Here is a 26,829-nt window from a genome sequence, read left to right as displayed (position 1 = left end):
TAAATTACTTTAATAATCGTAGCACCAATGCATCGGCAGAATCTTTCAATGCAAAAATAAAAGCTTTTAGGTCTGCTTTTAGAGGAGTTAGAAATGTAAGTTTTTTCTTGTTCAGATTAGCAAATATGCTTGCTGGTCCGGAGGTGTTTTCGTCTGCTTCTGCTGTCAACTTAATGTTTTTATTTTTTAACTGTTTTTGTATTTCTCTAACGTCTTCGTACTTTTCAATATTTTGGGCGTTTTCGTCCCAACCCGGATTGAAAGTTAAGATTATACCTTCAAACATTCCCTGAAACAGTCCGATTAGTGAATTCTCATTTTTCATTATGAGATAATTTTTTTCCATACCACCTGCAAAAACGGTAAAGCCAAGATTTTCATAAAATTGTTTAGAAGCATTAATGTCCTTGACACTGAGGCTTACTGAAAATGCTCCTAATTTCATATTGTTTTCTTTTTCTTTGTTTGTATTTATGTTTGATTTCTCGATGATGGTTTCTGGTTGTTTTTTGATATTGCCATTGATGTAAAAACCAAGTCCAAATGAAGTCAGAAGTCCAGCGACTAATAATATTGTCTTTTTCATTTTATTGTATTTTAATGGTTAATTTGTAGTATTTGTCCTGTTTTGCATAGCCGCTTGTGACGTTTATTGCACCCGCTCCTGTCAGCCAAGCTCCTAAGGCAATAGAAAGCAATGACTTTTTAAATAGTACCAAGCCCGCCACTTGTGGCTATCAATGTTGAGGGAAGTTTTTTATTCATCCTCAATTTTAATTACTTCTCCATCCCTTAAGCCTTAAACATCCATTTTTTTAAATACATTTAACCCTTTCCAAATTACTTCTTTCAAATTATTATAAGGAAAGTCATAAGGATTGTCCACAAATTTGATGTATTTTAAGGAATCGCAAAGCACACAAATTCCAGCACAATAACCTCCATATAAAAATCCTTTGCGATTCTTTAATTCATTAAAAATAATGTCAATTCCGCTCAACTTCATTGCTTGTCTTAATACAAAAGTATTTCACCACTCACCCAAATACCACTTAACTCTTCAAGTTTATTTTTCAATAGAAGTTCTTTATCAAAATAATCTTTTAAGTCTAATTTTTCTGCTCTAAGTCCAAATTGATTAAGTTACTCAATTTCTTCATTTTGATACTTTTCTCTAATATCTGGGTCAGAAGTTGTCCAATCCCCGGAATTATTGATATGTCCGAAAGGTAATAGTAAGCAATGACTTTTCAAAATGCACCAAGCACCCCACTGGAGGGTATGCAGTGTTATAAGCCGTTTTTTTTCTCATTGATTATTTCAATGGCTTTTTCTAACACCTCGTCCTTGCCTAATTTAAGCCCTTCTATTGTCGGTTTTACTTCAATGTCTGGTACTATTCCAATTCTTTGAGTTTCCCTGCCGTCTGGATAATACACCCCGATACCAGTCATATAAGTTTTGTAATTTCCGGGAAGGGTAATAAGTGATACGTTTCCGTCCGCGCCCGCTGTCTGACTTCCGATGCTTATTACATTCGGAGCTGTTTGTAAGGCCATTAAAGTAAATTCAGCGTGGCTTTGTGATTCTTCATTGAATAGTAAAATTACTTTACCTCTGTACGGTGTCTTATTCTTCCTACCGCAATAATATGGTTTAGTGTAATGATAAACTCCAGGGTATGAAATGTCCGGATTCGTGAATTTGGCAAATGGTCTTTTGTCTGCATTTATGAAATTAGCAATACGATACATCGTTCCGTTCGGATAATTTCTTACATCAAAAATTATTGCCTTAGTATCCTTTAGTTTGTTCAAATACCTCTGAGTTTGCTTTGTTTGCAGAAGTCCTAAGTTTATATACCCGATATTTCCATCCAAAATTTCGCAAGTGTCTTTTTTATTGTCATCGGTCCATTTATATTTAAAATCTTTGAAGTGGTACCTGTATATTGTTTTTTCTACAATAACTCCATTCCTTTCCAAGGTCGCATTAACGGAATCTGACTTCCCATTAAAAATAGCATAGTAACTATTACGAAGTTTTGTAGCTTCATTTGATGCTCCAATATATTTTGACTTTTCCTTGATAATATCTTCAATAGTCAAATTGCCTACTTTTAAAAACACATCGCCAAACAAGATGTCATTTTTTTTGCATAGTGAATCATTATAAAAACCTATGACTATTGCTTTGTTGTCAATGATTTTACATTTGAATGGTGGCCATTTAAAGCCAAAGTATTGGTTTGTATATTTAGTTACAAAACCAGCGTGACTGTCATTTATATTTGCTATCAACTCGAGCATTGCTAAATGAAAGGAAATGGTATCATGGGAATCTTTGAACTTTGGAACCATGTCAACAAGAACACTATCCCAGTTTTGACCAATTCTGTACTTATATGGAAAAAAATAATTGATAATATTCCAATAACGTGAAAGTCCTAGTAAACGTAATTCAGCTGAAGGAAAAATGGAGTCATTGTAAGGTTTTTCGTTCATATATTTTGTATTTCCAACAAACGCGTATTGTTGAACGTAGTAGTTCTTCCTTCGATTTCTGTTTTGGTGAATAAATTGTAGTTGATTAATTAAAGTATTTGTAAATATGCTTGAATCGCTTAACCAAGCTAAATCAAGATTAAACTTTAGACTGTCAGGAATGTCGTTTTTACACTTTTTGCAATACTTTACTTTGCCTAAACTATTAATCCATTCCGAATAATAACTATTAATTTCTTGTTTTGATTTTAAGGAGTTAACTACTTTAATTCGGTCAGTAAATTCTTTGTCCCATTCAATTTTTCCTTTTGCAACTGTTGGGTGATAGTATTTAAGAAAGCCCCATAATTTACAAAAAGTCGCAATTTTTTTGGATTCCTGAAGTGTTGTTTCTGAATATGCCGAAACCGAAAAAGTTAGAAAAAAAAAGATCGATACTAATGTTCTCATATGGTCAATTTGGTGAATTCAAGGGTCTAACGCAACAAATGGATAAATTTATAATGACTCAAAGTTACTATTTTTAGCTTTATGTTATGCGATGGCATTACCCAATGTCTAGGAAGTCACGATTAGTTGCGAACAGCACAACGTCAATGGATAGCAACAGTTGGGCGGTGTGTGAGGGTGTTATATCCTTTTTATGAGGGGAGAAAAAAACAAAATTCTTCTTGTGGGAAAGGTGGAACCTTATTTACAATTTTTGGCTTTTGAGGGGAGTCAGTGTGAATTGGAAATGTGGTGGAATCGTGGGTGGAATGCGGCATTTCATCTATTCAATCTCTAAGTTTTTCTTCGATGTCTGAAAGATAAAGTTGGTCAAATAATTCAATATATGGATCCCTTTGTAGATAATCACTTTGTCCATATTTGTATGATTCTAAAAAATTCTCTCTGGCCTCCAGTTTCTGTCCTAAATATTCTAATACCATACCTTTATAATAAAGAGCTTCTGGGCATTTGGCATAGGATTCCAAAACTTTATTAAAACTGAACAAAGCTTCTTCTGTTCTATTCATTTGAAAAAGGGTTATTCCTTTGTAAAGAAAAACATAATGATTTATTAAATTTTCTCCCCTGGCTCCATCTATTTCAATGCATTTATTAAAGTCATTAAGTGCATTTTCAAAGTCGCCTAATTGCTTTTTTGCTAAGCCCCTTGTAAAATACAAATTATCACCCATTGGATAATCAGTAGTTGAAGTCAAGTTATCGTATGCAGTTAAATCTTCAATTGCACCAGTAAAGTCTCGTAACCAATAAAGTTTAAGCCAACCTCTGTAGCCTAATTCAAGGGAATCCAATTCTACTGCTTTGTTAAGCAGCTCCATTCCCTTTAAATGCTGTCCAGTCTTAAAATACCAAACAGATTTTTCTTTATATGCGATTCCATTTTCAGGATTAGCTAATATTGCACTATCTAAATAAACGAAATACTTTTTTCCACCTTGTCCATAATGAGAGGCTTCTTCATAATAGCTTTTCGAAAGCTCAATTCGCTCTTTCAAGGTAAGCTTAGAGAAAGGATCTTCTCTGTCATGTGGTTTACAACCGACAACAAAAATTACAAGTACTAAGAGGTTGGCTTTCATGGTGTAATTTCTGTTATTTCTCCATTTTCAATCTTAAATGTCAAGTATCTGTGGTGGTCATATTCGATTCCTTCTGAAGTGAACACTGCCCACTTATCCAATTGTTTGGTTAGTTCTAAAAGTTGGCGAGTAATTTCAAAATTAAATTCATAAGGTTTAAAATCCAGTCCCATTTGTTCAACAGTATATTTTCCTAAATGTCCTTTGCAGTTTACAATAAATGAAATTGTTAAATATCCATTTTCACTCTTCAGATTTTCTTGAGTTTCATAGTTTTGAAGAAAATGCCTTTTTATGGCTTTCTTGTCATATGTAGGTTCATTGTCATTTGGGTAAAAATATTCTGCAACCAATGAGTCATTACAAAATTGAATGTTATCTGTTTCAAAAGGAGTTTCTGTTTGATTACAGCCAATTGTCAGAAGTATCAGTATGATTAGTATGTTTTTCACTAACAGAAATCTTAAAAATTTCATAAATATAGTATTTCTTAATTTACTGACTTTTCATAATCAAATGCAGGAACTTGCGTAGGAAAATAGCTTTTTTGATTTTGATCTGTGTGTAAGCCAGTGTGAGTGGAAAAAGCAAAAGTGCTATTCTGCGATGGCAATTTTGTTTTTTTTGCGCGGGGGTAAAAAGGATATAGCACGAAGCGATGGCATCTCCAGGTGTTGAAAGTTTGCAGAGAAGTTGCTAAATGAAAAAGGCAAGAAAGGCCACCAATCCATTCTGTGACTAGCGGCTCGAAAAGGCTGCCGCATAACGTTATTTGCATATACGCAGGTGGCGATTATTGCACCGAACCAAAAACCGCGAGCAGCAAAGTTAATAGAAATTAAAGGCTTTGCAATAGAGCACCAAGACCGCCACTTGCGGATATGCAATGTTAACCGATGGCCTTCTGTTAATGGAGAGTAAAAAGTTGCTCTAGAAATGTCTGTCATAAATGAGTAATAACTTCGAGTGCTGAACTTTGAAAGCTTAGTGTGATTGGGTGTTTTTTTAAATTTTTTTGCGGGTAGGTTTTTTAATTTTTTTCTTGGAGGGAAAGGCGAAAGCTTATTTGCAATTTTTGGTTTGAGCGAAGGGTTTGGTGTGAATTGAAAATGTGCTTTTGACTGCGGGCTGATTTCCTGCTCAAGACTTTATAGCAGCTTTTTTTAATTAACTAAAGACTTAATAATTTGATAAGAATATTATAAATTAATCTTCAAATTCTTCATAATAATATAGCTTTATGTCTTCGAACAAACTTTTGTTAAAATCATCAATCTTTCTTAAGCCAATAGAGATACCTGACATATTGAATTGGCCAATTCTTTTTTGAACTAGCAAACTAATTACTTGGCTATCATCTTCAATTAATATTCCACTAAAACAATCTAGAATTGTTTTAGCTAAATTATCAACATCTACATCAAAATATCGTTTTTTTTCAACGTAAATATTTAAAATAATTTCTACAGTTTCTGGCTTTTTAATTGGGAATTTTTTTTCAAGATCTTTTGAAATACTTTGTCTAAATTTTTCTTCAAATCTTTTTACAATTTCCTTATCAGGGTTTCTTACATAAAGCTCTTTTAATATAACATCTATGTTATCTGTGTCCTTCATTATTCCTTCATAACCAATAAGAGGTTTATATTTTTCTTGCTTAGTTGGAACAATTAATTGCCCTAATTCAACCATGCACCATTCGAAGTCTGGATTTCTTTTAATTATAACTTTTTTACCCATTATATAATTTTCAATTATAATTCCGAGTAAACATAGCGAATTATTTAATTCAAATGAGAAAAAAGGCCATTGGAATTAAATATGTCTTTCAGCCAAAAGTTAATTATTTTTTCACTAAACTAAACTTAAATACTAATTCTTCTTTATTATTAAGAACCATATATTGAAATGTAGCAATCAAAATTGCTGTAGAAATTGCAGTTGTATCAAAATATTTAAACATGAATTTTATATTTTCATCATGCTCTTCGTTAAAGTTAAATTTACTTGGAATATCAGTATTTCCATGTAAAAAATTAGAACGAAAAGAATATAATTTGTTAATAATACTTTTAAATTCTTTTGTCTCACCAAGAAGTAATGGTATTTTCTCCATTAATTGTTCTTTGACTCCTACATTGTTTCTAGTATACAATGACTCCAATGCAATCATTATCCATATTAAATCGATATGGAAATGTGAAGTGATTTTATCAAATACATTTGTGAAAGCAAAAACTGCACGCTGTGTATTATTTGTACTGAAATTATCAAGACCATTAAAATTCTTTTCAATCCATCGCCATACAATTAAAGGCTCAATAGACGTTAATTTAGGCCAGCCGATTTCAGAAATTACTGGAAGCATTTCTTGACAAATTGAAAACAAAGGATCCTTTTTAAAAAGAAATTTTCCATTAGAAAAAACATAGCCTTTTGAAAAGTGTACAAAGCCAGGCAAAGCAATCTGAAGGGCTATTGAAAATTCTGAAACTTTTTTTGCTATTAACCAAATAAGGTTTGAGAAATCATGTTCATTCAATTCTGTTTCTATAATAAAGGAATATTTTAAATATAAATGATTGTTTTTGTTAAAACACTTACACTCTTTCGTAATTAATGGAAATTTAAAATCTGCTTTTAGATAATAATTTAGGTTAATATAAATTTGACCATAATTATCGACATTGACTGGTATTTCAATTGGAAAGTATTTAAAATCATCACTTGCTTTTGTTAAGTCATCATCATCTTCAAACCTTGAGGGCAGAAACTTAGAATATATTATTTCAATATTATATTTCATAAGAATAATGTTAAATCAACTAATATTAAATTTTAATATTTACAACATAAATTGAAATAAAAAATATTATTACACAAACATAATATAATATTTACTCTAACTAATAAAAGTTAGGGGCAAAACGGAATAAAAAATGCAGAAATCTGCGCGGGGAAAAGCGCCTCTTTTGTTTTTTAAGTGTGTCTGCCTTTGTGGGAAGGAAAAAACAAATGTGGCACTTGTGTGCAATGGCATTAAAAAATTAAAAAAAAGGGGAGGGAAAATTTAAAAAATCACAAAGAATGGGCAAAGATTGTTGAAATTTATTTGGGAAGATTTTGCTGCACGCACCGCTAGGCTATTGGTTAACTTGTATATATCTTAACAAACATAGTTCTTTTCAAATAATCAACTTGTTTTTTCCAATTTCTTTTTGTGTGTAATTTATTGAATGTTGTTTTTTTAAATGTATTCTTATTTTTTTAAAAGTAAGCAAAAAACGGGTGAAAACAAGCCCGGCTAAGGGTATTTTCGCATCTTTTCAACGCTTATGAACTCCTTCACATAACGCTAGATTTTCACCCAGCCCATCGCGCCTAATATTGCTATTGATAAAGGGGGAATTGATTTGGTTATTTTTGGAATGTTTTAGTTAAAACCTATACTACCAGCTATCAATACTTTAAAATTGGCAAAGAAAAACTAAAAACCGAACCGGAACCAACCTCACTGTGAACCATTATAGTCCCACCGTGCCTTTCAACAATTTCCTTTGCTATATGCAGGCCTATGCCAAGTCCCTGAAAGTGAAAAGAAGATTCCTCAACCCTAAAAAAACAATCGAAATCCTGGAAGATTTTATCGGGTGGAATACCAATACCAAAGTCCTTAACAGCTATAATTACTGAATTTCCTTCTTTTTTGAGCGGATAAAATAACCTTTTCGGCTTGAATATTTAATAGCATTGGGTTGGTCTCCCAGCGGGCTACCAACCCATTTTTTTTCATTTTAACATACTGATAAGAAAGTCAATCCGAATGAAAAAGTGAAATGAGGATTCTTTTTTGAATTTGACCGGACAACAATATTATTTAATCAATAAAATGCGTTGGGTAAATTCATTAATTTTCAAAACATAGATCCCATTATTTAAATTGGAAAGATTTAAAGTAAAATCATTTTCTATACTAAAATCCTGCATGTTTTGTCCTGATGCATTAAAAATAGTTACTTGCTTCCCGCTTAGGCTGGTTCCTTTAATTGCGATTAAACCTTTGGATGGATTTGGATACACACTGAAATTGTCCAAGCCGTTTTCACTTATGCCAACCGAAGTAACAGAGAACGGAATTGAAAGTTCACTGCAACCATTAGCATAAAAAACAGCTACTGTATAATTTCCATTTTGTGTAAAAGTAATTGATATTGAATTACTGTTGGATATGGGATTTCCTTCTAAAAACCATTGATAGCTCAGCCCCGTTTGGTTAGAAAACAGATCATTTCCGTTTTGATAAATTCCGGGAACAGGATTCATTACACATTCCTGGTTATTTGAAATTCTAATGGATGAATTTAAAGAATCATTAAACACATCAAAGGCAATGCAATCTCCTTTTAATGTGTAATCAAGCCAAAGATTTATAAAATCAAAAGTAACCGCATGCTGATTGGCTCTAGTAATGGAAATACCGCTGGATGAGGTGCCTTCCCCAAAATCGCAATTGGTATTAGTGTTTGCAAAATAACAGTGCGCTCCACCCAAAATATTTATGAAGGTCTTACAATCAGATGCTAAACTGTCATACATAGGTATATGGTGTTGTATGGGCGGTGTTACTCCATCCTGGCTTCCTGACATAATAACAGCAGGAACAGTTATGCTTTTGGCAGATTTAATTGAGGAAACCCCATTGGTACTTGATTCTGCCGGAGCCAATCCTATAATTGTTTTTAAATTAATATTCCCGTTCTGGCACAATGAATCGGCCGCTAAAAACGCAGCTCCTCCGCCCATCGAATGTCCCATAAGGGCTGTTTCCTGTGCCACATGATTGTAAAAAATCGAACTTGATATATTATTTTCGCTTTGCATTCTGGTAACTAAAAATTTAAGATCCCAGCCAAATTCCTGGTGGTTTGTGCCAAAAATATTTCCTTCTGTTCTTGGAAACAACATGATGTATCCCCTTGGCACAAATTGCTGCCATAGGTTTTGGTAAGCGTCCCAGGCCATTACAAAACCATGTCCGAAAACAATTACGGGGTATTCCCCTGCAGCCATGGCTACATTATCTCCTGCAACAGTTGCAGGGTAATATATTTCTGTTTGTATATTTCTGTTTGCCCTTGAAGGATCCTGAAATGTAATTTGTTTATGACCTATGGCATTTTGCGCAAAAAGATCGCCTGCAAAAAATATCGAATTTATTGCCAGTACAACCAATAAAAATTTATTTGCCCGGTTTTTTAGTAAAATCTTTTTCATAATTAAAATGAATTTGTTATTTTCTGAGGGTAAAAGTAAACTAACTTTTTGTTAATAAAAATTCTCGTACTTTTATCAAAACAAGATGGGAAAATGAATTACATCATTCAAAAAGTAGTTTCCAGTACTTCTTCTGCTCAATTGGATTTTTTTGAGGAATTCTTAAAAAACAAGAACCATTCGCTTCCCCTTAAATTGATAAAAACCATAAGAAAAAACAAGGACGATTCCTCCCTTTTTTATGCCAGCAAAATATATGGTAATAAAAATGAAGATACTTTAAAAAGGCTCAATCAACTAGCACATCATACCTTTAAATTAAGTGCGTATTTAATCCAGCATTTTCCAAATTTTCTTTATGATTCTCTAACGCAAATCGACAATTTATTGTTTGAAAACAAGAGGCAGGAGGTAATCAATAAAATAAAGATTGTAATAGAAGTTGGAGAAAAAATTGAAGATTACGGTTTTTTGGTCAAACTTCATGATTTGGTAAATCAACATTTTCCCACGCATTCAAAAACCTTTTCCAAAACCTGTTTTTATGACCATGTTACTAATTACAATACACTGCTTACACTTATTCAAAAACAAGATGAACTGGTTAAACATGCTATAAATTCCTCCATACAAAAAAAAATAAAACCAAATGAACTTGTCTATTTTAAGTCTTTTTTTACAAATAAATCCCAATCAGTTCAACTCATAGCCAAACAATCTTATTTAAATGTGCTAAGTTGTTTTAATCACAAGGAATTTTATGAAAAATCAACCCTCGAATTAATTAAATCAACAGCAAGGGAATTAGAAAAACACCCTTATCTGTTAATAACAAAATACAAAGATAAAATATTGAGCCTGGATTATATGCTATTAAAATATACCCGCCTGGAGATGGATGAAAAAGAGGTGAATGCAGCATGCTCAAAAATTATATCAAAATGGGGGACTACTACCTCTACAGATGCCAATATAAATGCTGCTTTGTTTATAGCAATCAGCATACAGGGCAGCTATTTACTTACCAATTATTATTTCAATAAAATAACTGATCCGGTAATTGCAAAAATTTCTGAAACTTCGGAACTTTGCAATTCACTATTAAATAATGTGGATTGGGAGAAGGAGGGATATTTAAAGCACATAAATTTGTGCAATATTTATGCTCTTTTTTTAATTCTCGCAGGACAGCAAACAAAAGCCATTAAATTAATTGAAAAAATACTGCACGAATACCAGCAAAAATCATTTAAAAAATTATATGACGGGTTATTTGTTGCTCTTATTATGGCTTATATAATGGCCAAAGATTACCAGGGGGCAATTAATACTTATAACCGCTATAAAAAAATCACAAAAGAAGAAGTAGGTATTTTAGAAAACGATTTGGTAATAAGAGCGCTATACTATATTAGTCAAATAAAAGAGCAACAAAAACCACAATATCAAAACAAGTTAAACGCTGTAATGAGTGAGTTAAAAAAAGATTCTAAACTCCTAAAAAATTATCACTTAGTAAAAAGGGTGCAAAGTACATTGCTTTGAAAGCTAATGATATTGAAAAGCATTGAAAAAAAAACATGAATAGTATCTTTTAAACTTATTAAGCAAAACGGTATTGGTAGAGCACATGTTCCGGAACAGCATAAAGTAGAACATATCCACGAATTCAAGGAGAAAACTTTATACCAGAAAATACGGTTAGTTTTTTTTTATAAAAAATTTAAACTTTCTTAATTTTAAATTCGGTTCTTCGGTTATACTGATGTTCTAGTTCAGAACAATCAACATCATCTTTACAACGATTTAACAATTGACTTTCTCCAAATCCTTTTGAAATAATTCTTTGGGTTTCCAGTCCTTTTTTAACAAGATAATCCTTAACCTGACCAGCTCTTTTCTCAGATAATTTTAAATTGGATTCATTATCTCCTCTTGAATCGGTGTGGGAATAAATTTCAAGTTTATAAGTAGGGTTTTGTTTTAAAGTGGCAAAAAGTTTATTCAGCATTTTCTTTGCTTCCATATCTAATTCTGATTGTCCTGATTCATAAAGAATGTTTTCAGTAAAAGAAACTTCATTTTCTGAGGATTTTTTGAAATTTTTTATTTTTATTTCGGCATTATCCTCCGGGATAATGGTTAAAATTTTCACTTCTGCCGGAAGAATTTCATAAGAGAAGTTGTTGTTTTTATCTCTACTTAATTCTTTTAATAAAACGCCTGTTTGGGTTGCTATAAATAGAGGTGCATCAGAGGGCAAATTCACGTTTTTTTCTAAAACGATATTGAATTTTTCTTTGGCATTAACATTCTTAAATGAAAAATCTCCATAATCATCGGTTTGCGTTACCATTAATACCTCACCCTTGTTATCCTCCAATTTCACTATCTGATTTATTAATGAGTTTTTTGAATCTTTACCATACATTAGCTTTGCATATAAATCCACATAATCAGCGTTTGCATTAAAATCAAAATTTGGATCTGGTTCAAATGCATTTATTACCCATTCAAAACTACCCTTGGAATTAAGTTTTGCCATGTAAACAGCATTTCCAGCTTTTGCTGTTAATGTTTGTTTATCAAAATGCGCTGACAACGTGTATCTACCTGCAAGGTAGCAATTTAAAAAATTATCAGTTAGGATGCTTGTTCCCACATCATTTTTTCGATTTCCAATATTCTTCAACCAAAGGCATTTCCCTTCAGGACTTATTTTAGTATAAAAGGCATCTTCTCCTCCATTGGAATAAATAGAATTTCCATTAATAGAAATACTGTCTGTATAGGATCCTGTAATATAAATATTTGCGTCTTTATCTATTGCAGAAGACAGGGCTATTTCATATCCGGCCCCAGCCAAATGCTTCACCCACTCTACTTTTCCTTGTGAATTAATTTTTGACAAAAAGATATCAGAAGCACCCGAATTTTTCAAGGTATTATTACCAATTTTTAATTCACCATAAAATGATCCGATAAAAAACGAATTCCCATTTACATCGCTTACAACTAACTTTCCTAAAGAAGGGGAAGTACTTTCCGCTTTTAGCGACCATTGCAAAGCAGCAGAAGAGGAATACTTTGACAAATAAGCATTAATTACACCATTGTTTTCTTCTTGTCCTGCAATAAAAATATTGCCATTATTATATGAAATGGAATAGGCTCTGTCCTCGCCCTTATTTCCTAGTTTATTTGCCCATACCACTTTACCTGAGGGAGAAATCTTTAAAAAATAACCATCTAAATTACCATTGCTATTAAGTGGGGAATTTTCAAAAGCAATCTCATTTTCAAAAGCCCCTGTGGCATATACATTTTTTTCGCCATCTACTTGTAAAGCACTTCCCCAACTACTTCCTTTATTTTTGCTAACTTGTATCCATAATAAATCTCCAGAAGGGTTAAATTTGGCAACAAAAGCTCCCACACTTCCTCCCGAAGTTACTACAAACCTCCCGAAATTTGTTTTTCCTGATATCTCCCCTGTAATATAAGTATTACCATCCTTATCTAAACAAATTGCTCTTGAAGCATCATTTCCATCCCCTCCTGCCTTACTTACCCATAAAGCCCTTCCTGATGGATCATATTTTGCGATAAAAATATCTTCCCCTCCTGTACTTCTTAAAGTCAAGTGCCCGAACCTGACAATGCCTGAAAAATATCCTGTTGTATATAAATTGCCTTTGGCATCAATTGTTTTTCCTGTTATTTCACCACTAAAAGTTGGTTCTGACTGCCCATTAATCAAACAAATATTAATAAACAAAAGTAAGAGCAGGCTTAAAAAAAATTTAAACTTCATTGTTCTTGGTGTTTTTATAAAAGTAAAATTCCCACTTATTATCCCTAATTAATGGATACTAAAATATATAAAAAATTTAGGATGGACTGATTTATTTAAATAAAAATGAATTCAAAATTGAAGAAGTTAAGTCAGAGCAATACAAAATGCAGAATAAACCAAGCCTTACTTTTTTATATCAGCAGTGAAGTAAAACTATAACCCATAATCGCTTCTTTAAAATAATCATCCCTGCCGCAAATAATTTCAGTGGTTTGATAAAATTTTTTCAAATCAATTTTATCGTTTATATTTTCCTTAACTGAATCAAAAACCGAAACAAGTAAATGGTTTAAATACTCCTGGTGCTTTTTATCAATATCGTGGGGGGATATTTTGGCAAGCAGTTTTACTAATTTTTCCATTATCATTATATCTTTTTTTCCATAATTTTTTATAGAACTAAAACTCAAAAACAAGATATCTTCAAAACTTTCATCTTTGGCTATAATTCTTACCAATCCCGATTTATCCCGTTTGTAAATACTGTTGTTTTGTTTTATCAAAATAGCATAAAGTTCAGTGAGGTATTCTATACAAAAAATAGCTGTACCAGGATTATTTATTCCAGGGCTTAATGCCTTAACTGCAATTTCGCTGATTTGTCTGAATCCATATTTTGAATTTTCTTCAACCCTTTCTTCACTATAAAAAATCAAGCCTGATTCAATCTCTTTTAATGTTTCTTTATCAACTTCCTTGTTTAATCCCAATAACAACATTTTTTCAACTATGTATTCACCAAAAACAGGGTGTATTTTTAAAATCAAATCTCGTTTAGCAAGAAATTTCACTAGTCCATCATCTACTGATTGTAAATATCCTGATGAATTAGAATTGTAATTCTTCCATTGAATTGTAGTATTTAACCTTATAGTTTCTTCATCTTCTTTGTATTTATTTTTTTCTTCCTTCAATTTTTCTTTGGTATTGTTAAATAATCTTTCTGTTATTCTTCGCGCGTGAATAGAAAGGGAGGTTCTGTGAATAAAGTAAACAAACAGAAAAATATTAATAATGGAAAGTAAGACCCCTACAATAAATGCAATATAGGGAACAATAGTTTCCTCTCCTTCCATGCCAAAATTTACCAGCAATACAATATAATAAGTTATTGTTCCAATGTAACATCCCAGTACAATATGCATAAACTTGTCTTCCTTTAATTTATATAGGATTTTAGGAATAAAATTTTGAGCTGCTTGTGACAGGATGATCATTACAACAGAAAAACTAAAAACAGTAAGGGAAATCATTCCGGTTAAAAGTGTAGTTATTATTTCTGAAGCCAAAGCAACACTTTTAACTTGTATCCAGGGAAATGCCCTTGCTGATTCAAGCCCTATTTCAGTATCATGTAATTTAATAAGAATTATGACTAAAATAAAGTATCCAATTAGGATGGTTAGAGGAACAAAGGTTAAACTTTGAATAATGTTATAATATAGCTGTATGAGTTTTTTCTTTAGATTAAATTCCATTTGGATTTTTAAACTAAATTTAATCATTTATTTTTTTGTTTACCACTAAAATTTAAGCTAGTCATAAATGCCACAGATAAGAAGAAATGGCCTATGTTTTCATATTATCCAATAATGATTACAGCCTAAAAATTAAATTGCAATAAGGGCTGGCCTTTGGATGTCTTTACTCCCATTTGCCGTAGAATGGTTCATACCCAGCGGAATCACCAAAGAGGTTTGAAAAAATATCAAATTGAAAACAAAAAGCCTTTAAATCAGGAGATTTAAAGGCTTTTTGTTTCAGCAAATTCAGTTTGATAATGGCTTGCTAATGCAAATTAAAAACAGCTGATTTTTTGGTGTTCTAACAAAAAACTATGCCCATCAAATAGGGTCAAGGAATTAAGATTTATAAAATTTATCATGCCTCCATTTGGATGGATTGTTTGCAATATAATCAGCAATTGTGGTATGCGTGGTTTTGTCTTTAATCAATTGGGCGTGAATTTTTGATTGCCATGCAAATTTGCGAAATACTTCTTTGGCAGATTTCTCAACTACCGCTTTATAGGAACCTACAATGCTTGACATTATTTCTTTTTGATTCCCTTGTTTATTAATCACTAAAATTCCATGTATATGGTTGGGCATTACCACAAAGGCATCTAATGTAATGTAGGGATTACGTATTGCTATTTCTTCCCAATACCTTAATGCATAAGAGCCTATTTCAGATAATTGCATTTTTCCTTTTACCACTTCACCGAAAAGCAGCATTCTGTCCTGCAAACAAAGGGTTACAAAATACGCAGAGTATAAAGAACAATCACCGCTATTAGCTTCTATAACTGCGTCTTGTTTTGGTATTGATGTATTTTCCATTTAAATTATTTATTCTAAGTGCTGAGGGTGTTTTGTGCTGTTGTTTTTAGCTGTTAACTGAACGTCAAAGTTATAGAAAAATTAATATGCTTGAGTGCTTTCACTAAATAGTCTTGTTTTGAGAACAACAATAAAACAGGATTCAAACTAAAATATAAGGAAATGAGTCATAAATTTTACAAGTAAAAATGGCCAAACATTTGCACAAGATCAGAATAAGAACAGTTTTGGAAAAAAAAGCAATTAATGAGGAATTTTTTAAGAAACTAAATATCATGTCTGTTTACTTATAGTTGAGATTTTAATTCCAGGCAATGGTAATAAATTAATAATTGAAAAAATAAAAAACATGAACGGGATCAATGAAACACAGGTTACTAAAGATTTCAATAATAAATCAATTCTTGTAGCAAGGGAGTTTAATGCACCCCTTAAAGATGTTTGGCAGGCATTCACAGACAGCAAAATCCTCAACCAGTGGTGGGCACCAGCACCTTGGCATGCTGAAACTAAATATATGGATTTTTCAGTTGGTGGTTACTGGTTATATGCAATGGTAGGTCCTGAGAATGAAAAACATTGGGGAAGAATGAATTATGAGGACATTGATTACTTAAAAAAATATGCTTTTGAAGATGTCTTTAGTGATGAAAAAGGAAATGTGCTTTCTGATCTTCCTGCTTCAAAAGGCACCGCGGAATTTTCTGAAATTTCTGCAGGTACAAAAGTAGAATTTAAAACCTTTTATGAGTCTGAAGAAGACTTAAAAAAAATGGTAGAAATGGGATTTGAACAAGGAATTAAAATATGTTTTGATCAACTGCAATCCTTGTTCAAGAAACAAGCGATTTGAGAAAAGGGCCTTTTAACATTTTAATAAGCTAAAAATGAATTAATCTGTATTGCAAATCATTATTGCTTTCCCTGGATCTGGAAAAATAATAAAAGCTTGCATGCTTTCTATTTACACCTTTATCCAGTGTTTCATTTTTAAACCTAATAAAAGTTGTCTTTCAACTAAACCATAATTATACCTTTAAGAGGATTTACTGGATTTTGGCTTGGAAAAATCTGAAAACAATCCTATTTCGGGTTTTATAAAAAGTATAAACAATGTTTCAAAAAACAAAAACAATAAAATTTGCACAATTAAATATTTTGTATTTACTTTGCAATTCAAAGTGCTTTTATGGAGCAAAAAGAAAATTATTTAAAAGACATTTCTGAAATACGATCTTTAATGGAACGATCCTCTAGATTTATTTCCCTAAGCGGATTATCAGGGGTTTTCGCAGGGGTATTTGCCTTGTTAGGTGCTGCTTTTGCTTATTACTTACTTGGAATGAAATACAACAGGCATTATTATGATGTCCTAAGTAATTCAGAGGACTATAGCTCATTAATTTATAAAATCGTACTTATTGCCCTGTGTGTTCTTGTAGCATCTATAGGTGCAGGGGTTTTCTTCACAACGCGAAAAGCCAAAAAACAGGGTTTGAAAATATGGGACAAAACAGCTCGAAAATTATTAATCAATATATCCATTCCATTGATTGCAGGTGGATTATTTTGCATGGCATTGCTTTATCATGGAATAATCGGGCTGGTTGCTCCTGCCACTCTGGTTTTTTATGGCCTGGCTTTATTGAATGGAAGCAAATACACCCTGGATGATATTAGGTATTTGGGAATATGCCAAATAATCCTTGGACTTATTTCTTCCTTCTATATTGGTTATGGCCTTTTGTTCTGGGCATCTGGTTTTGGAGTTTTGCATATTGTTTATGGCACTGCTATGTATTTTAAATATGAGTCAAAACAAGAATAGCAACAAAAGAACTTTAAGGTATTGTCTAAAAAATAGTACAAATGAAATTTTCAAATAGTTTTTTAAATAGTTCAATAATAAAATGAAAAGCTTTATTCACAATCTTAACAAGGCTTTTGAAAACCGGATCAGGCTTGGAATAATGTCTGTACTTATGGTTAACACTAAAATTGATTTCAATACCCTGAAGGAAATGCTGGATGTTAGTGACGGTAACCTCGCCAGCCACATCTCTGCCCTTGAAAAAGCAGAATATATTTTAGTGGAAAAATCATTTATCGGTAAAAAACCAAATACAACTTATAAAGCAACTAAAACAGGAAAAAAAGCATTCAATGAGCATCTGGATGCCCTTGAAAAACTCGTACAGAAAAGATGATTTTTTTATTTCTTAAACATGGCTTTTCCTTTGCGTAAGTATCATTAGTACCCCCTATCAAAAGTTGACTTTGAGCACTAGCTTTTCATGTTCTGTCAGTGAATTTGCAATTATTAACACACATGCACTCCAATCACGCAAACATCATCCACCTGTTCAAGGTCGCCTTTCCAAGTATCAAATTCCCGGTTTAAAATCGTTTTCTGCTCCTCCATGTTTATACCCTGCATAGCTAACAACTTTTCTCTTAACTGTTTTGTCCGGAATTTCTTTCCATTTTCTCCTCCAAACTGGTCATGATAGCCGTCTGTGAAAATGTAAAGTGTATCGTTTTTCTGAAGTTCAATATCATGGCTGGTAAATGCTGTGGCATTGTCATGGATACCGATTGGTTGTTTATCGTGTTTGTATTCTATGATATCCCCGCTACGCAGTATCCACAGCGGGTTGTTTGCCCCTGACCACTGCAGGGTGTTTTTGGTAAAATCAAGGGCGCAAAGAGAAATATCCATGCCGTCCTTTACTTCTTCACCGCTTTTTGCCAATCGGTCAATGACAATTTCCCGTGTTCTGTCCAGTAGTTTACCGGTGTTTGTTATGCCTTCTTCAAGCAATGCTTTACTCAGTGCATTTGAACACACCACGCTTACCATTGCACCGGGAACGCCATGTCCTGTACAATCAGCAGCTGCAAAGAAAGTTTGACCCCCGACATTTTCAAGCCAGTAAAAGTCTCCGGCTACTACATCTTTGGGTTTGTACAGCACAAAGCCGTTTTTCAATGCCCCATGCATGGCGGACATAGAAGGCAGGATGGCCTCCTGAATGCGTTTGGCGTATTTAATGGAATCTTGTATTTCCTTGTGATGTAGAGATAATTGTTCGTGTGTTTTTTCGATTTCCTGTTTCTGGGTATCAATTTTATCTTTCTGCCTGCGGGTAACTTTCAGGCGGTTAAATACAAACAGCAAAAAGGCGATAAGCAGCACCGAGGCCCCGGCAGCCGAATAGCTGAGGATTTTTTGTTTTTCTTCCCGTTCGGCAGAAAGTGCCATTTGCTTTTCATGTTCTATGTCTTTTATTGCCTGTGCTTTTTCATATTCGTATCTGGCCTGTTGCTTTACAGTGGCTTCAATGGCTTCTTTGCCGGTAATGCTATCAAGCATCTGGATCTCCAGGTTGCGCATTTCAAAGGCTTCTTTGTAGTTACCCTCTTTTATGGCCACCTTGCTCAAAAGGGCTGCGTTAAGCTTTATCACCGCAGGAAAACCTATCTCCTGGGCGATTGTCAAGCCCCGCTCTCCATTTTTTCTGGCTGCTGACAACACTAAAACCTCACTCATACCCAAAGCCGTGCCCTCTAACAGCACTAAGCTGCCGATGTTTGCCAAAGAGCCGGCCATTCCCTTTTTGTCACTAATTTCTTCCCTTATTTTAAGGGATTTGTGGAAGTAATCCAGTGCCAGAGGGATATTCCCGCCATCATCTTCACAATTGCATTGTTGGCGGGACAGGCTGCCTTGGTCTTTATGAATACCCCCGATGTTGTTGTAAGAGTTAGCCATTCCACTTTTGTCACCAATTACTTCCCTTATTTTAAGGGATTTGTGGAAGTAATCCAGTGCCAGAGTTATATCGCCCTGGTTGTAATGAACAAGCCCGATGTTGTTGTAAGAGTAGGCCATTCCTTTTTTGTCACCGATTTCTTCTTGTATTTTAAGGGATTTGTGGTAGTAATCCAGTGCCAGACGTATATCACCCTGTTCTTTATAAATAGCCCCGATGTTATTGTAAGAGTTGGCCATTCCACTTTTGTCACCGATTTCTTCTTGTATTTTAAGGGATTTGTAGTAGTAATCCAATGCCAGAGGTATATCGCCTTGGTTGTCATGAAGAAACCCGATGTTGTTTAATGCGCCAGCCATGGAAATTTTAAGGGATTTGGTTATCAGGGAGGATGGGTGGGTGGCAAGTTTCTCTTGAACAAAGGAAAATACCCACTGATTGTACTTTGGCCACACATTTTCATCTTCACTTTCCTCTACTATACCGTTTATTGCATTTACTTTACTGGTGTCATCTTTGGATGAGTGGTAAACTTTCAGACAGCTGTCCACTAACTGTCGCTCTGATCTTGTCAGATTTTCCAGGTTTAAGCTATCTACAAGATAATAGGCCTTGTCTGCATATTTTTGAGCAGCTACTTTTCCGGTTAAACCCAATACTTGGGTCATAACCAAGACAAAAACCAGCAAAAGAGACCATTTTTTTTTATTCTTTTTCATATGTATGTATTAATACTATGTCTATTTTAGGGCTATTAACACTAACGTGGGGCTATATGCACGTTTAAAAGCACCTACCTTTTCTGCAAGCACTAAAGTAATAAAAAGCACTAAACTTGCATGCGGTTTCTACTTGTTTTGTTAAATTACTTGGATAAAAAACACAAATATGCATTGCATATTTGTGTTTGTATTTTAATAACTAAAGAATTAACCCTATGTCAAACTATTCCCTAAAAACTGTATATTTGGTTCAAATATGAATTTTTTCACATTATTCAAATGGTAATTACAGTACAAAAAATAAATTACCTGAATTTGAAAACAACCACACAAACCACCAATACTTTTTTTATGCAAAAAAATATTTACTTAAGTTTATTAATTCTTTTAACAACAATAACGGTTAAGGCCCAAAAGCCTCAATTCTTATTAGAGGCAAAACGTTCAGGAGTTTCAATTGGTGAAATTAAAATTGAATTATTTCCTACAATTGCCCCCATGCATGTTGCAAATTTTAGTGGTTTGGTTGCTTCCCAGTTTTATGATTCCACTGCTTTTCACAGGGTTATTCCGGGTTTCATGATTCAGGGTGGAGATCCAAACTCAAGGAGCGGACCAAAAAACACATGGGGATATGGAAACCCATCCCAGCCTAAAGTTGATGCTGAATTTAGCGAAGTATCACATACAAGAGGCATATTATCTGCTGCCAGAAGTTCGGATATTAACAGTGCAACTTCTCAGTTTTTTATTTGTGTAGCCTCGGCCACCAACCTTAATGGAAACTATTCTGTTTATGGAAAAGCTTACGAGGGAATGAGCGTAGTGGATAATATTGTTGCATCTCCGCGTGATGCCAACAATAATCCCAATGAAAAAATTGAAATGTTTATTACTTATATTGGAAATGATTCTACCCGGCCTGAAGCTCCCACACTCACTTTTCCTGCTAACAATACATTTAATATTGCCTACAATCAATCCTTATCCTGGAGTTCAGTTGCCACTGCCTTGCTGTATAAAGTAGAGGTTGCGCGTGATGAAGATTTTACCGACATCTTTTTTACAAAAAATGGCAGAACCACCAATGTTTTCATTACCAATCTGGAAGATACAACCACTTATTTTTGGAGGGTTACAGCCAACAATGGAGGTTATTTAAGTGAGGCCTCTCAGGTGTTTTCTTTTAGTACAAAGGTCAATGATGTTGGTATAAATAAAACTCCTGAGTCATTATTCACATTAGAACAAAATGTTCCTAATCCATTCAGTTCTATTACTACAATAAGTTATCATCTTACTACTTCCCAAACAGTTTCATTAAAAATACTTGATTTTTTAGGCCATGAAATTGCCCTCCTGGAAAACAAAACACAAGCACCAGGAAAACATGAAATAGTATTTGAAGGAACATCACTACCTAATGGAATATATTATTACCATTTTAATGCTGGAACTCTGGCTGAAACAAAAAAAATGGTAGTTCTAAAATAAGGGATTTGTTCCCTCAACACCTTATAATATCCATCATTTTGATTTCATTCGAATTATTTATTTGCAGCTTGGATAAAATCATTGGAAGAACATTAGTAGAAAAACAAGTGCTGGAAGAAAGCACCAAGAAACTCTAGGAAAAACTATCAAAAAAGAAAATTAAAAGCAAGGTGAAATTAATATAGCAAGCACTTTCTGTTGGCTTTTATTTAATAATTAGGTCAGCATCTGTTAATTGACCAATTTAATTTGTTTTTATTATATTTGATTACTATATTTTTGAAAATATTCTGAAATAGCCCTCACAAACTGGAATGAATATAACAAGGTTATACCCTATGACAAAAAAACAAATTATATCCCTATCCCAAAGCAAGTATATTTTTATTTTGTTATTGAATATAAATATAATTTCGGTTTTTGGCCAATCCATATTTTTAAAACCAACTATTGGAATTGCTTCCCTACCTCTTGATTCTGATTCTATTTGTATGATTCCTGTTTATACAGGGAATTATCAAACAAGCGGCTTACAATCTGGAGATACAATTGCTGATTTTACTTTTTATACCCCTGCAGGCAATCCTGTTCATATTCAGGCTGAACTTGCTGAAGGCAAACCAATATTGCTGGTTGCTGGAAATTATACTTGTCCTGTTTACCGAGATAAAATGCCTGTTTTAAATTACATTTACAACACTTACCCAAATGACATTAAGATATTTATTGTTAATGTTGTTGAAGCCCACCCTATCAACGGCCCAAGCCCTTATAGTGGTTCTGTCTGGGTTACTTCTCAGAATCAACAGCAGGGCGTGTTGTATGAACAGCCTAAAACTTATGGGCAAAGAAAAACATTGGTCAACACTATGCTTTCAAATATGACTATTTTGCCAACTGTTCTTTTAGATGGTCCTTGTAATAATTGGTGGGAATATTTTGGGCCTGCCCCAAATAATGCTTACCTAATAAAACCGAATGGAGTGGTTTATACAAAACATGCCTGGTTTCACAAATCTCCTGATAATATGATATGTGATATTGATAGTTTGCTTGGAATTCCTTGCAATTCCTCTCCAGCTAGCGGTAGTTTTGTTTTTAACCTGGATACTGACAGCTTTGCTTCTGCATTAGCTGGAACTGTCATTGAAATACATAGTACCCTTACAAACAATAGTTCATCAGCTGCGGAGATTGAAATTAAACGACTTCAGAACAATATCCCCTCAGGTTGGGAAACTGCCATGTGTGCTGATGTATGCTTGCAGCCTTGGGTAAATGCTTTCAGTTTTCAAATCCCTGCCAATTCATCACAACCATTTACTATGTATTTTTATACTGATAACAATGAAGATACTGCCAGCACAAGGATTCAATATTTGAATAAATACGATCCATCAAACAAGATTATTCAGAACTATTTTGCCTCTACCTTGATTTCTTCGGTTTCTTTAAACGAACATATTCCACTACAATTTCTTATATACCCTAATCCTTTTTATGATGAATTAATTATTGATTTTGAAGGTATAAATAAGGAAAGTCTTATAATTAAAGATATTTATGGCAAATCATTATATTCTGCAAAATTAAACCCAGGTAAAAACAACCTTGATTTATCCTTTCTAAATGCCGGGATTTATTTTTATGAATTCAATAAAGATAACAACACGCATAAAAAAGGAAAGATTATAAAGCGATGAAAAAATAATCATTTATTATTTTGGCTGAAACATACCAATTTCAATGAAATTATTATTCTTTTTTCAGAAACAACACAGCAGTTCGTCTTTTTACAGCAGGGTGGATAAAATTATTAGGATTAAAATAAGAATAGACAAATATTGAATTAACAGGTAAGATTAGAACTAAAAAAAGTATAGCAGTCAGCTATACTTTTTTTTAGTTCTAATCATGTGGAATTCTTAGCAAGTAAAAGTATGAAAGAATGGTTTATTTACTCAAAATCTTAAACTCAGTTCTTCTGTTTTCCTGACGTCCTTCATCCGTTTCATTGGTTGCAACCGGCTCAGTCAGTCCATAACCCTTGAATTCAAGCCTGGAAGTAGGAATCCCTTTGTTTATAAGGTATTCAACAACTGTTTTTGCCCTGTTCTCTGAAAGCTTCTGGTTCATTTCAGCAGAACCCCTGTTATCAGTATGTCCGGAAATTTCGATTTTCAATGTTGGTACATCATTGAGTAACTTAATTAGTCTTTCCAACTCATTGGTTGATTCTGGCCTTAGTGTAAATTTACCAAAATCGAAAAATATGTTTTTCAATACTATTTTGCTTCCAACTGCTACATTTTTCATTTGAATGTCCTTGGTTATTTCCTGGTAATCAGCAATTGCAGGAATATTAAAGTTTTCGGAATGAAACAAATATCCCTGCACTTTTACGGCAATTCCATAATTTTTACCCGAAGGCAAAGAGAGCAAATACTTTCCGGATTTATTATTGGACTTGAAATTTGCCAATACAATATTTTTATCATTATCAATTAACTCAATATCTGCTTCCAAAGGAATTTGTGTCATCGCATCACTTATAACACCTTTAAGCAAAGTAATTTTTGCAGCTTCAACAACCACTGCTTCCTCAATTACTCTTTCTCTCACAGGTTCGGCAACACTGGCTAAAAGGTTATCTTCGGTATTTAAAACCAATTGCTTTTCAGGACCTAAAAATGTTATCATGTAAATGTCCTTCTCACCCTCTCCATCAGGTCTGAATGAAGAATAATAGCCATGCTTTCCGCTTGCTGACAATACAAAAAACACATCATCATCCGGTGTATTTATCGGATACCCTACATTAACTGGAGTTGACCATTTTCCACCCTCATCAATTACAGATTTAAAAATATCATACCCGCCCATGCTTTTATGGCCCTGCGAACTAAAGTACAAACTCTTACCATCAGGATGCATAAAAACACTTTCCTCGTTTAATTTTGTATTGATGGTTGGTCCAAGATTAACGGATTTTCCCCATTTGCCTTTTTCATCTGCATAACTAACGAAAATATCCCTTCCACCAATACTAACATCAGGATTGTTGCTTACAAAATACAAGGCTTTTCCATTTGGAGAAAAGCATGCAGATGATTCATGGTGCGCAGAATTTATGTTTTTGGATAATTTTTGTGGTTTGGACCAATTATCCCCTTTAAGTTCACATTCATAAATATTTCCGTCACCTTTATCATCTTTATAAACAAGCATTTTTTGTCCATCTGCCGAAAGCCCCACAGTTGCATCATGTTCTTCTGTATTAATAGGTTTTCCCATATTAACAGCTGTACTCCATTTACCATTGTTATTGTATGAAATATAAATATCTTCAAAATATTCCATAATGTAAGGATCAATTCCTAAACCTGTTGTATTATCCCTGCGAGAGGTAAAAATAAGTACAGATTCATCTGCAGATATTAATGGTCCATAATCAGGATATTTACTGTTTACCGTTTTACCTAAGTTATCAAGAAAAACTCTGGTAGGATTTGCAACTAAATCCTTACCATTTATACATTCATTTAAATTTCTATTGACAATCAACAACTCTTCCTGCTGGTTTTTTGTCAACCTGTCTTTATAAGCCTTATAATGTGTTGTGGCAACATCAAATTCCATGTTCAAATGATAAGCCTTGCCAAGTAAATAGCGAACATCCTCAGCAATATCAGGCACTAATTTATAGGCTTTTTCAAGATAGGGAATAGCATCCGTTTTGTCAATGGTGTGCAACAAACATTTTCCGATTTTATAATTCAAAACGGCATTGTTGGGATTGAATTTTTGAGCAGCAAGATAATTGTCAATTGCTATTTTATACCGGGATGGTCCTTCACTAAAATATTTATCCCCTTCACTAATTTCATTTAATGCCTTTTTAAGACCATCTTTCTGATCTTTAAAATTGTCTTTAGAAAACTCTACATTTTGCCCGTAAGCAAATATGGTTTGTAGAAAAACGACAGCTATAACAAGTAATTTATTTAATTTCATCTGTTTTATATTTTTTAGAATCCTATGAACATTGGGCAGATTCAAAATGAATAATTTTATTTGCAATCCTTTGTATAACTTCCGGCATTGGTTACACCCAAAGTGGATGCTTTTTGCCAATCACTGCATGCACCTTCAGGGTCACGTAGCATTTCTTTGGCAATACCCCTATTTAAAAATGCATATCCATAATTAGGATCAAGGCCAATTGCTTTATTGCAATCCTCAACAGCGCCTTTATAATCTTTCATTTTATATTTAGCGGTTGCCCTGTTATTAAAAGCAAAAGCATATTTTGGATTTATTTTAAGTGCTTCAGTAAAATCATTTATTGCACCTTGGAAATCACCCATTTCAAATTTCGCACTGCCCCTGTTATTAATGGCAATGTAGTAATCACTTTTCATTCTAATTGCCTGGTTGTACTCGCCAATAGCCCCTTGGAAATCACCTTTTCGCTTTTTTGCAGAACCCGAATTATTATAGACAAAGGCAAGGGAGGGATTAATTTTTATCGCTTTATTGTAGTCTGAAATGGCACCATCATAGTCATCCATGTTCCTTTTTGCACTTCCTCTGTCATTGTATGCATAGGCATGATTATCATCTAAAATAACTGTTTTTGAAAAATCTTCAATGGCTAATTTGTATTGTTGATTTTCAAAATTTACTACCCCCCTGTTGTAGAAATATTTGGCCTCCCCGGGGTTAATTGAAATTGCTCTATCAAAATCACTCATTGCTTCAGGCTTCTTTTTGAGTGCCAGAAAGCATTCTCCACGTCTAAAAAAAGCGATATCCGAGCCAGGTGTCAATTCAATTGTTTTGGTAAAATCAGCCGATGCACCGGAAAAATCCTTCAGTTCATATTTGGCCATTCCCCTGTTATAATATGCTTTAACAAAACTATCCACAAGGTTTATTGCCCCTGAATAATTCCCAACTGCGTCTGCATAGTTCTTTGATTGAAAATTTTTAATCCCGGCATTGTACAATTTCATTGCCTCTCGATTAGTTTCTGATTCCGTATCGGATATTACAATTATTTCAGGATTGTCATCCTGGGCAATCAGGTTAAAACTGATTAAAAACAGCAGGTAAAAAAAATTTTTTTTATTCATGAATTTAAAATATCAGTTGAATTTTTATTTAATGATAGAGCCAAATATAAATAATAAATTCAAAAAATTTATAATTTATCAACCATATATATATGTTTAAACTAATTTTGCATTCATTGTTACCATATTTTTTTACT

20 protein-coding genes and 2 pseudogenes are annotated in these 26,829 nt (G+C 33.4%); 7 read left to right on the top strand and 15 right to left on the bottom strand.

The genetic code is table 11. The annotated features are described in order from the left end of the window. Positions 1-134 (top strand): annotated as a pseudogene (locus H0V01_10325) (transposase). Here the strand turns inward: H0V01_10325 and H0V01_10320 are convergent. The 9 genes and pseudogenes from H0V01_10320 to H0V01_10280 all read right to left on the bottom strand — a co-directional run bounded on the left by H0V01_10320 (position 128) and on the right by H0V01_10280 (position 9,370). Beyond that, a pseudogene (locus H0V01_10320) lies at positions 128-445 on the bottom strand (VOC family protein). The pseudogenes H0V01_10325 and H0V01_10320 overlap by 7 nt on opposite strands. A 354-nt stretch (positions 446-799) precedes the next feature. Next, on the bottom strand, positions 800-1,006 hold the full coding sequence (locus tag H0V01_10315; GenBank protein MBA2583764.1) for a hypothetical protein: 207 nt from the start codon (positions 1,004-1,006) through the stop codon (positions 800-802). A 283-nt stretch (positions 1,007-1,289) separates the two neighbouring features. Next, positions 1,290-2,954 carry a hypothetical protein gene (locus H0V01_10310; GenBank protein MBA2583763.1) on the bottom strand — a complete coding sequence of 555 codons (1,665 nt, stop codon included), beginning with the start codon at positions 2,952-2,954 and terminating at the stop codon, positions 1,290-1,292. A gap of 326 nt (positions 2,955-3,280) precedes the next feature. Next, positions 3,281-4,096: a hypothetical protein gene (locus H0V01_10305; GenBank protein ID MBA2583762.1), complete on the bottom strand. Its 816-nt coding sequence runs from the start codon at positions 4,094-4,096 to the stop codon at positions 3,281-3,283. Next, positions 4,093-4,548 (bottom strand): hypothetical protein, encoded by a 456-nt coding sequence (locus tag H0V01_10300; protein MBA2583761.1) that lies wholly within the window; start codon positions 4,546-4,548, stop codon positions 4,093-4,095. Before H0V01_10300 ends, H0V01_10305 begins: the two co-directional genes overlap by 4 nt. Positions 4,549-5,302: 754 nt before the next feature. After that, complete coding sequence (locus H0V01_10295; protein MBA2583760.1) at positions 5,303-5,836, bottom strand: RusA family crossover junction endodeoxyribonuclease; 534 nt, start codon at positions 5,834-5,836, stop codon at positions 5,303-5,305. A gap of 103 nt (positions 5,837-5,939) precedes the next feature. Beyond that, on the bottom strand, positions 5,940-6,902 hold the full coding sequence (locus H0V01_10290) for a hypothetical protein (GenBank protein MBA2583759.1): 963 nt from the start codon (positions 6,900-6,902) through the stop codon (positions 5,940-5,942). 653 nt (positions 6,903-7,555) lie between these two features. Beyond that, positions 7,556-7,837, bottom strand: a complete 282-nt coding sequence (locus H0V01_10285) for an ATP-binding protein (GenBank protein ID MBA2583758.1) — start codon at positions 7,835-7,837, stop codon at positions 7,556-7,558. 132 nt (positions 7,838-7,969) lie between these two features. Continuing rightward, positions 7,970-9,370, bottom strand: coding sequence for a T9SS type A sorting domain-containing protein (locus H0V01_10280; protein ID MBA2583757.1), 1,401 nt, complete (start codon positions 9,368-9,370; stop codon positions 7,970-7,972). Positions 9,371-9,463: 93 nt separating this feature from the next. Here H0V01_10280 and H0V01_10275 point away from each other — a divergent pair, with 93 nt between their 5' ends. After that, positions 9,464-10,915, top strand: coding sequence for a hypothetical protein (locus H0V01_10275; protein ID MBA2583756.1), 1,452 nt, complete (start codon positions 9,464-9,466; stop codon positions 10,913-10,915). Positions 10,916-11,093: 178 nt separating this feature from the next. On the opposite strand, the gene H0V01_10270 is transcribed toward H0V01_10275, so the two are convergent. The 3 genes from H0V01_10270 to H0V01_10260 all read right to left on the bottom strand — a co-directional run bounded on the left by H0V01_10270 (position 11,094) and on the right by H0V01_10260 (position 15,568). Next, entirely contained in the window at positions 11,094-13,184 is a 2,091-nt protein-coding gene (locus tag H0V01_10270) for an OmpA family protein (GenBank protein MBA2583755.1), read from the bottom strand. A 173-nt stretch (positions 13,185-13,357) separates the two neighbouring features. After that, a complete protein-coding gene (locus H0V01_10265) occupies positions 13,358-14,704 on the bottom strand; it encodes a DUF2254 domain-containing protein (protein ID MBA2583754.1) in 1,347 nt (448 codons plus the stop codon). A 384-nt stretch (positions 14,705-15,088) separates the two neighbouring features. Beyond that, entirely contained in the window at positions 15,089-15,568 is a 480-nt protein-coding gene (locus tag H0V01_10260) for a transposase (GenBank protein ID MBA2583753.1), read from the bottom strand. 349 nt (positions 15,569-15,917) lie between these two features. Here H0V01_10260 and H0V01_10255 point away from each other — a divergent pair, with 349 nt between their 5' ends. From H0V01_10255 to H0V01_10245, 3 genes are all read left to right on the top strand, one after another. Next, positions 15,918-16,421, top strand: a complete 504-nt coding sequence (locus H0V01_10255; GenBank protein MBA2583752.1) for an SRPBCC domain-containing protein — start codon at positions 15,918-15,920, stop codon at positions 16,419-16,421. A 336-nt stretch (positions 16,422-16,757) separates the two neighbouring features. Next, complete coding sequence (locus tag H0V01_10250; GenBank protein ID MBA2583751.1) at positions 16,758-17,396, top strand: hypothetical protein; 639 nt, start codon at positions 16,758-16,760, stop codon at positions 17,394-17,396. Positions 17,397-17,478: 82 nt separating this feature from the next. Then, entirely contained in the window at positions 17,479-17,775 is a 297-nt protein-coding gene (locus tag H0V01_10245) for a transcriptional regulator (protein ID MBA2583750.1), read from the top strand. Positions 17,776-17,888: 113 nt separating this feature from the next. Here H0V01_10245 and H0V01_10240 read toward each other — a convergent pair whose 3' ends face one another. Then, a complete protein-coding gene (locus H0V01_10240) occupies positions 17,889-20,060 on the bottom strand; it encodes a tetratricopeptide repeat protein (GenBank protein ID MBA2583749.1) in 2,172 nt (723 codons plus the stop codon). Between the two features lie 282 nt (positions 20,061-20,342). Here H0V01_10240 and H0V01_10235 point away from each other — a divergent pair, with 282 nt between their 5' ends. Together H0V01_10235 and H0V01_10230 are read left to right on the top strand one after the other, a co-directional pair. After that, the gene (locus tag H0V01_10235; GenBank protein MBA2583748.1) at positions 20,343-21,557 is read left to right on the top strand and encodes a peptidylprolyl isomerase; all 1,215 of its coding nucleotides are present in this window, start codon (positions 20,343-20,345) and stop codon (positions 21,555-21,557) included. Between the two features lie 338 nt (positions 21,558-21,895). Then, positions 21,896-23,260 carry a T9SS type A sorting domain-containing protein gene (locus H0V01_10230; protein ID MBA2583747.1) on the top strand — a complete coding sequence of 455 codons (1,365 nt, stop codon included), beginning with the start codon at positions 21,896-21,898 and terminating at the stop codon, positions 23,258-23,260. A gap of 250 nt (positions 23,261-23,510) precedes the next feature. Here the strand turns inward: H0V01_10230 and H0V01_10225 are convergent, their stop codons facing one another. Beyond that, complete coding sequence (locus tag H0V01_10225; GenBank protein ID MBA2583746.1) at positions 23,511-25,571, bottom strand: OmpA family protein; 2,061 nt, start codon at positions 25,569-25,571, stop codon at positions 23,511-23,513. A 56-nt stretch (positions 25,572-25,627) separates the two neighbouring features. Continuing rightward, a complete protein-coding gene (locus tag H0V01_10220) occupies positions 25,628-26,692 on the bottom strand; it encodes a tetratricopeptide repeat protein (protein MBA2583745.1) in 1,065 nt (354 codons plus the stop codon). Positions 26,693-26,829: the final 137 nt, after the last annotated feature.

It is taken from the genome of Bacteroidota bacterium (assembly GCA_013696965.1).
Taxonomy (GTDB): Bacteria; Bacteroidota; Bacteroidia; order JACCXN01; family JACCXN01; genus JACCXN01.
The sequence above is the reverse complement of the archived record's forward strand: the minus strand, read 5'-3'. Positions and strand labels throughout refer to the sequence as shown.

Excerpts from the sequence above, each read along its gene's own strand:
- H0V01_10315 (MBA2583764.1), bottom strand. The coding sequence starts at position 1,006 with ATGAAGTTGAGCGGAATTGACATTATTTTTAATGAATTAAAGAATCGC.
- H0V01_10310 (MBA2583763.1), bottom strand. The coding sequence starts at position 2,954 with ATGAGAACATTAGTATCGATCTTTTTTTTTCTAACTTTTTCGGTTTCG.
- H0V01_10305 (MBA2583762.1), bottom strand. The coding sequence starts at position 4,096 with ATGAAAGCCAACCTCTTAGTACTTGTAATTTTTGTTGTCGGTTGTAAA.
- H0V01_10295 (MBA2583760.1), bottom strand. The coding sequence starts at position 5,836 with ATGGGTAAAAAAGTTATAATTAAAAGAAATCCAGACTTCGAATGGTGC.
- H0V01_10290 (MBA2583759.1), bottom strand. The coding sequence starts at position 6,902 with ATGAAATATAATATTGAAATAATATATTCTAAGTTTCTGCCCTCAAGG.
- H0V01_10280 (MBA2583757.1), bottom strand. The coding sequence starts at position 9,370 with ATGAAAAAGATTTTACTAAAAAACCGGGCAAATAAATTTTTATTGGTT.
- H0V01_10275 (MBA2583756.1), top strand. The coding sequence starts at position 9,464 with ATGAATTACATCATTCAAAAAGTAGTTTCCAGTACTTCTTCTGCTCAA.
- H0V01_10270 (MBA2583755.1), bottom strand. The coding sequence starts at position 13,184 with ATGAAGTTTAAATTTTTTTTAAGCCTGCTCTTACTTTTGTTTATTAAT.
- H0V01_10265 (MBA2583754.1), bottom strand. The coding sequence starts at position 14,704 with ATGGAATTTAATCTAAAGAAAAAACTCATACAGCTATATTATAACATT.
- H0V01_10260 (MBA2583753.1), bottom strand. The coding sequence starts at position 15,568 with ATGGAAAATACATCAATACCAAAACAAGACGCAGTTATAGAAGCTAAT.
- H0V01_10255 (MBA2583752.1), top strand. The coding sequence starts at position 15,918 with ATGAACGGGATCAATGAAACACAGGTTACTAAAGATTTCAATAATAAA.
- H0V01_10250 (MBA2583751.1), top strand. The coding sequence starts at position 16,758 with ATGGAGCAAAAAGAAAATTATTTAAAAGACATTTCTGAAATACGATCT.
- H0V01_10245 (MBA2583750.1), top strand. The coding sequence starts at position 17,479 with ATGAAAAGCTTTATTCACAATCTTAACAAGGCTTTTGAAAACCGGATC.
- H0V01_10240 (MBA2583749.1), bottom strand. The coding sequence starts at position 20,060 with ATGAAAAAGAATAAAAAAAAATGGTCTCTTTTGCTGGTTTTTGTCTTG.
- H0V01_10235 (MBA2583748.1), top strand. The coding sequence starts at position 20,343 with ATGGTAATTACAGTACAAAAAATAAATTACCTGAATTTGAAAACAACC.
- H0V01_10230 (MBA2583747.1), top strand. The coding sequence starts at position 21,896 with ATGACAAAAAAACAAATTATATCCCTATCCCAAAGCAAGTATATTTTT.
- H0V01_10225 (MBA2583746.1), bottom strand. The coding sequence starts at position 25,571 with ATGAAATTAAATAAATTACTTGTTATAGCTGTCGTTTTTCTACAAACC.
- H0V01_10220 (MBA2583745.1), bottom strand. The coding sequence starts at position 26,692 with ATGAATAAAAAAAATTTTTTTTACCTGCTGTTTTTAATCAGTTTTAAC.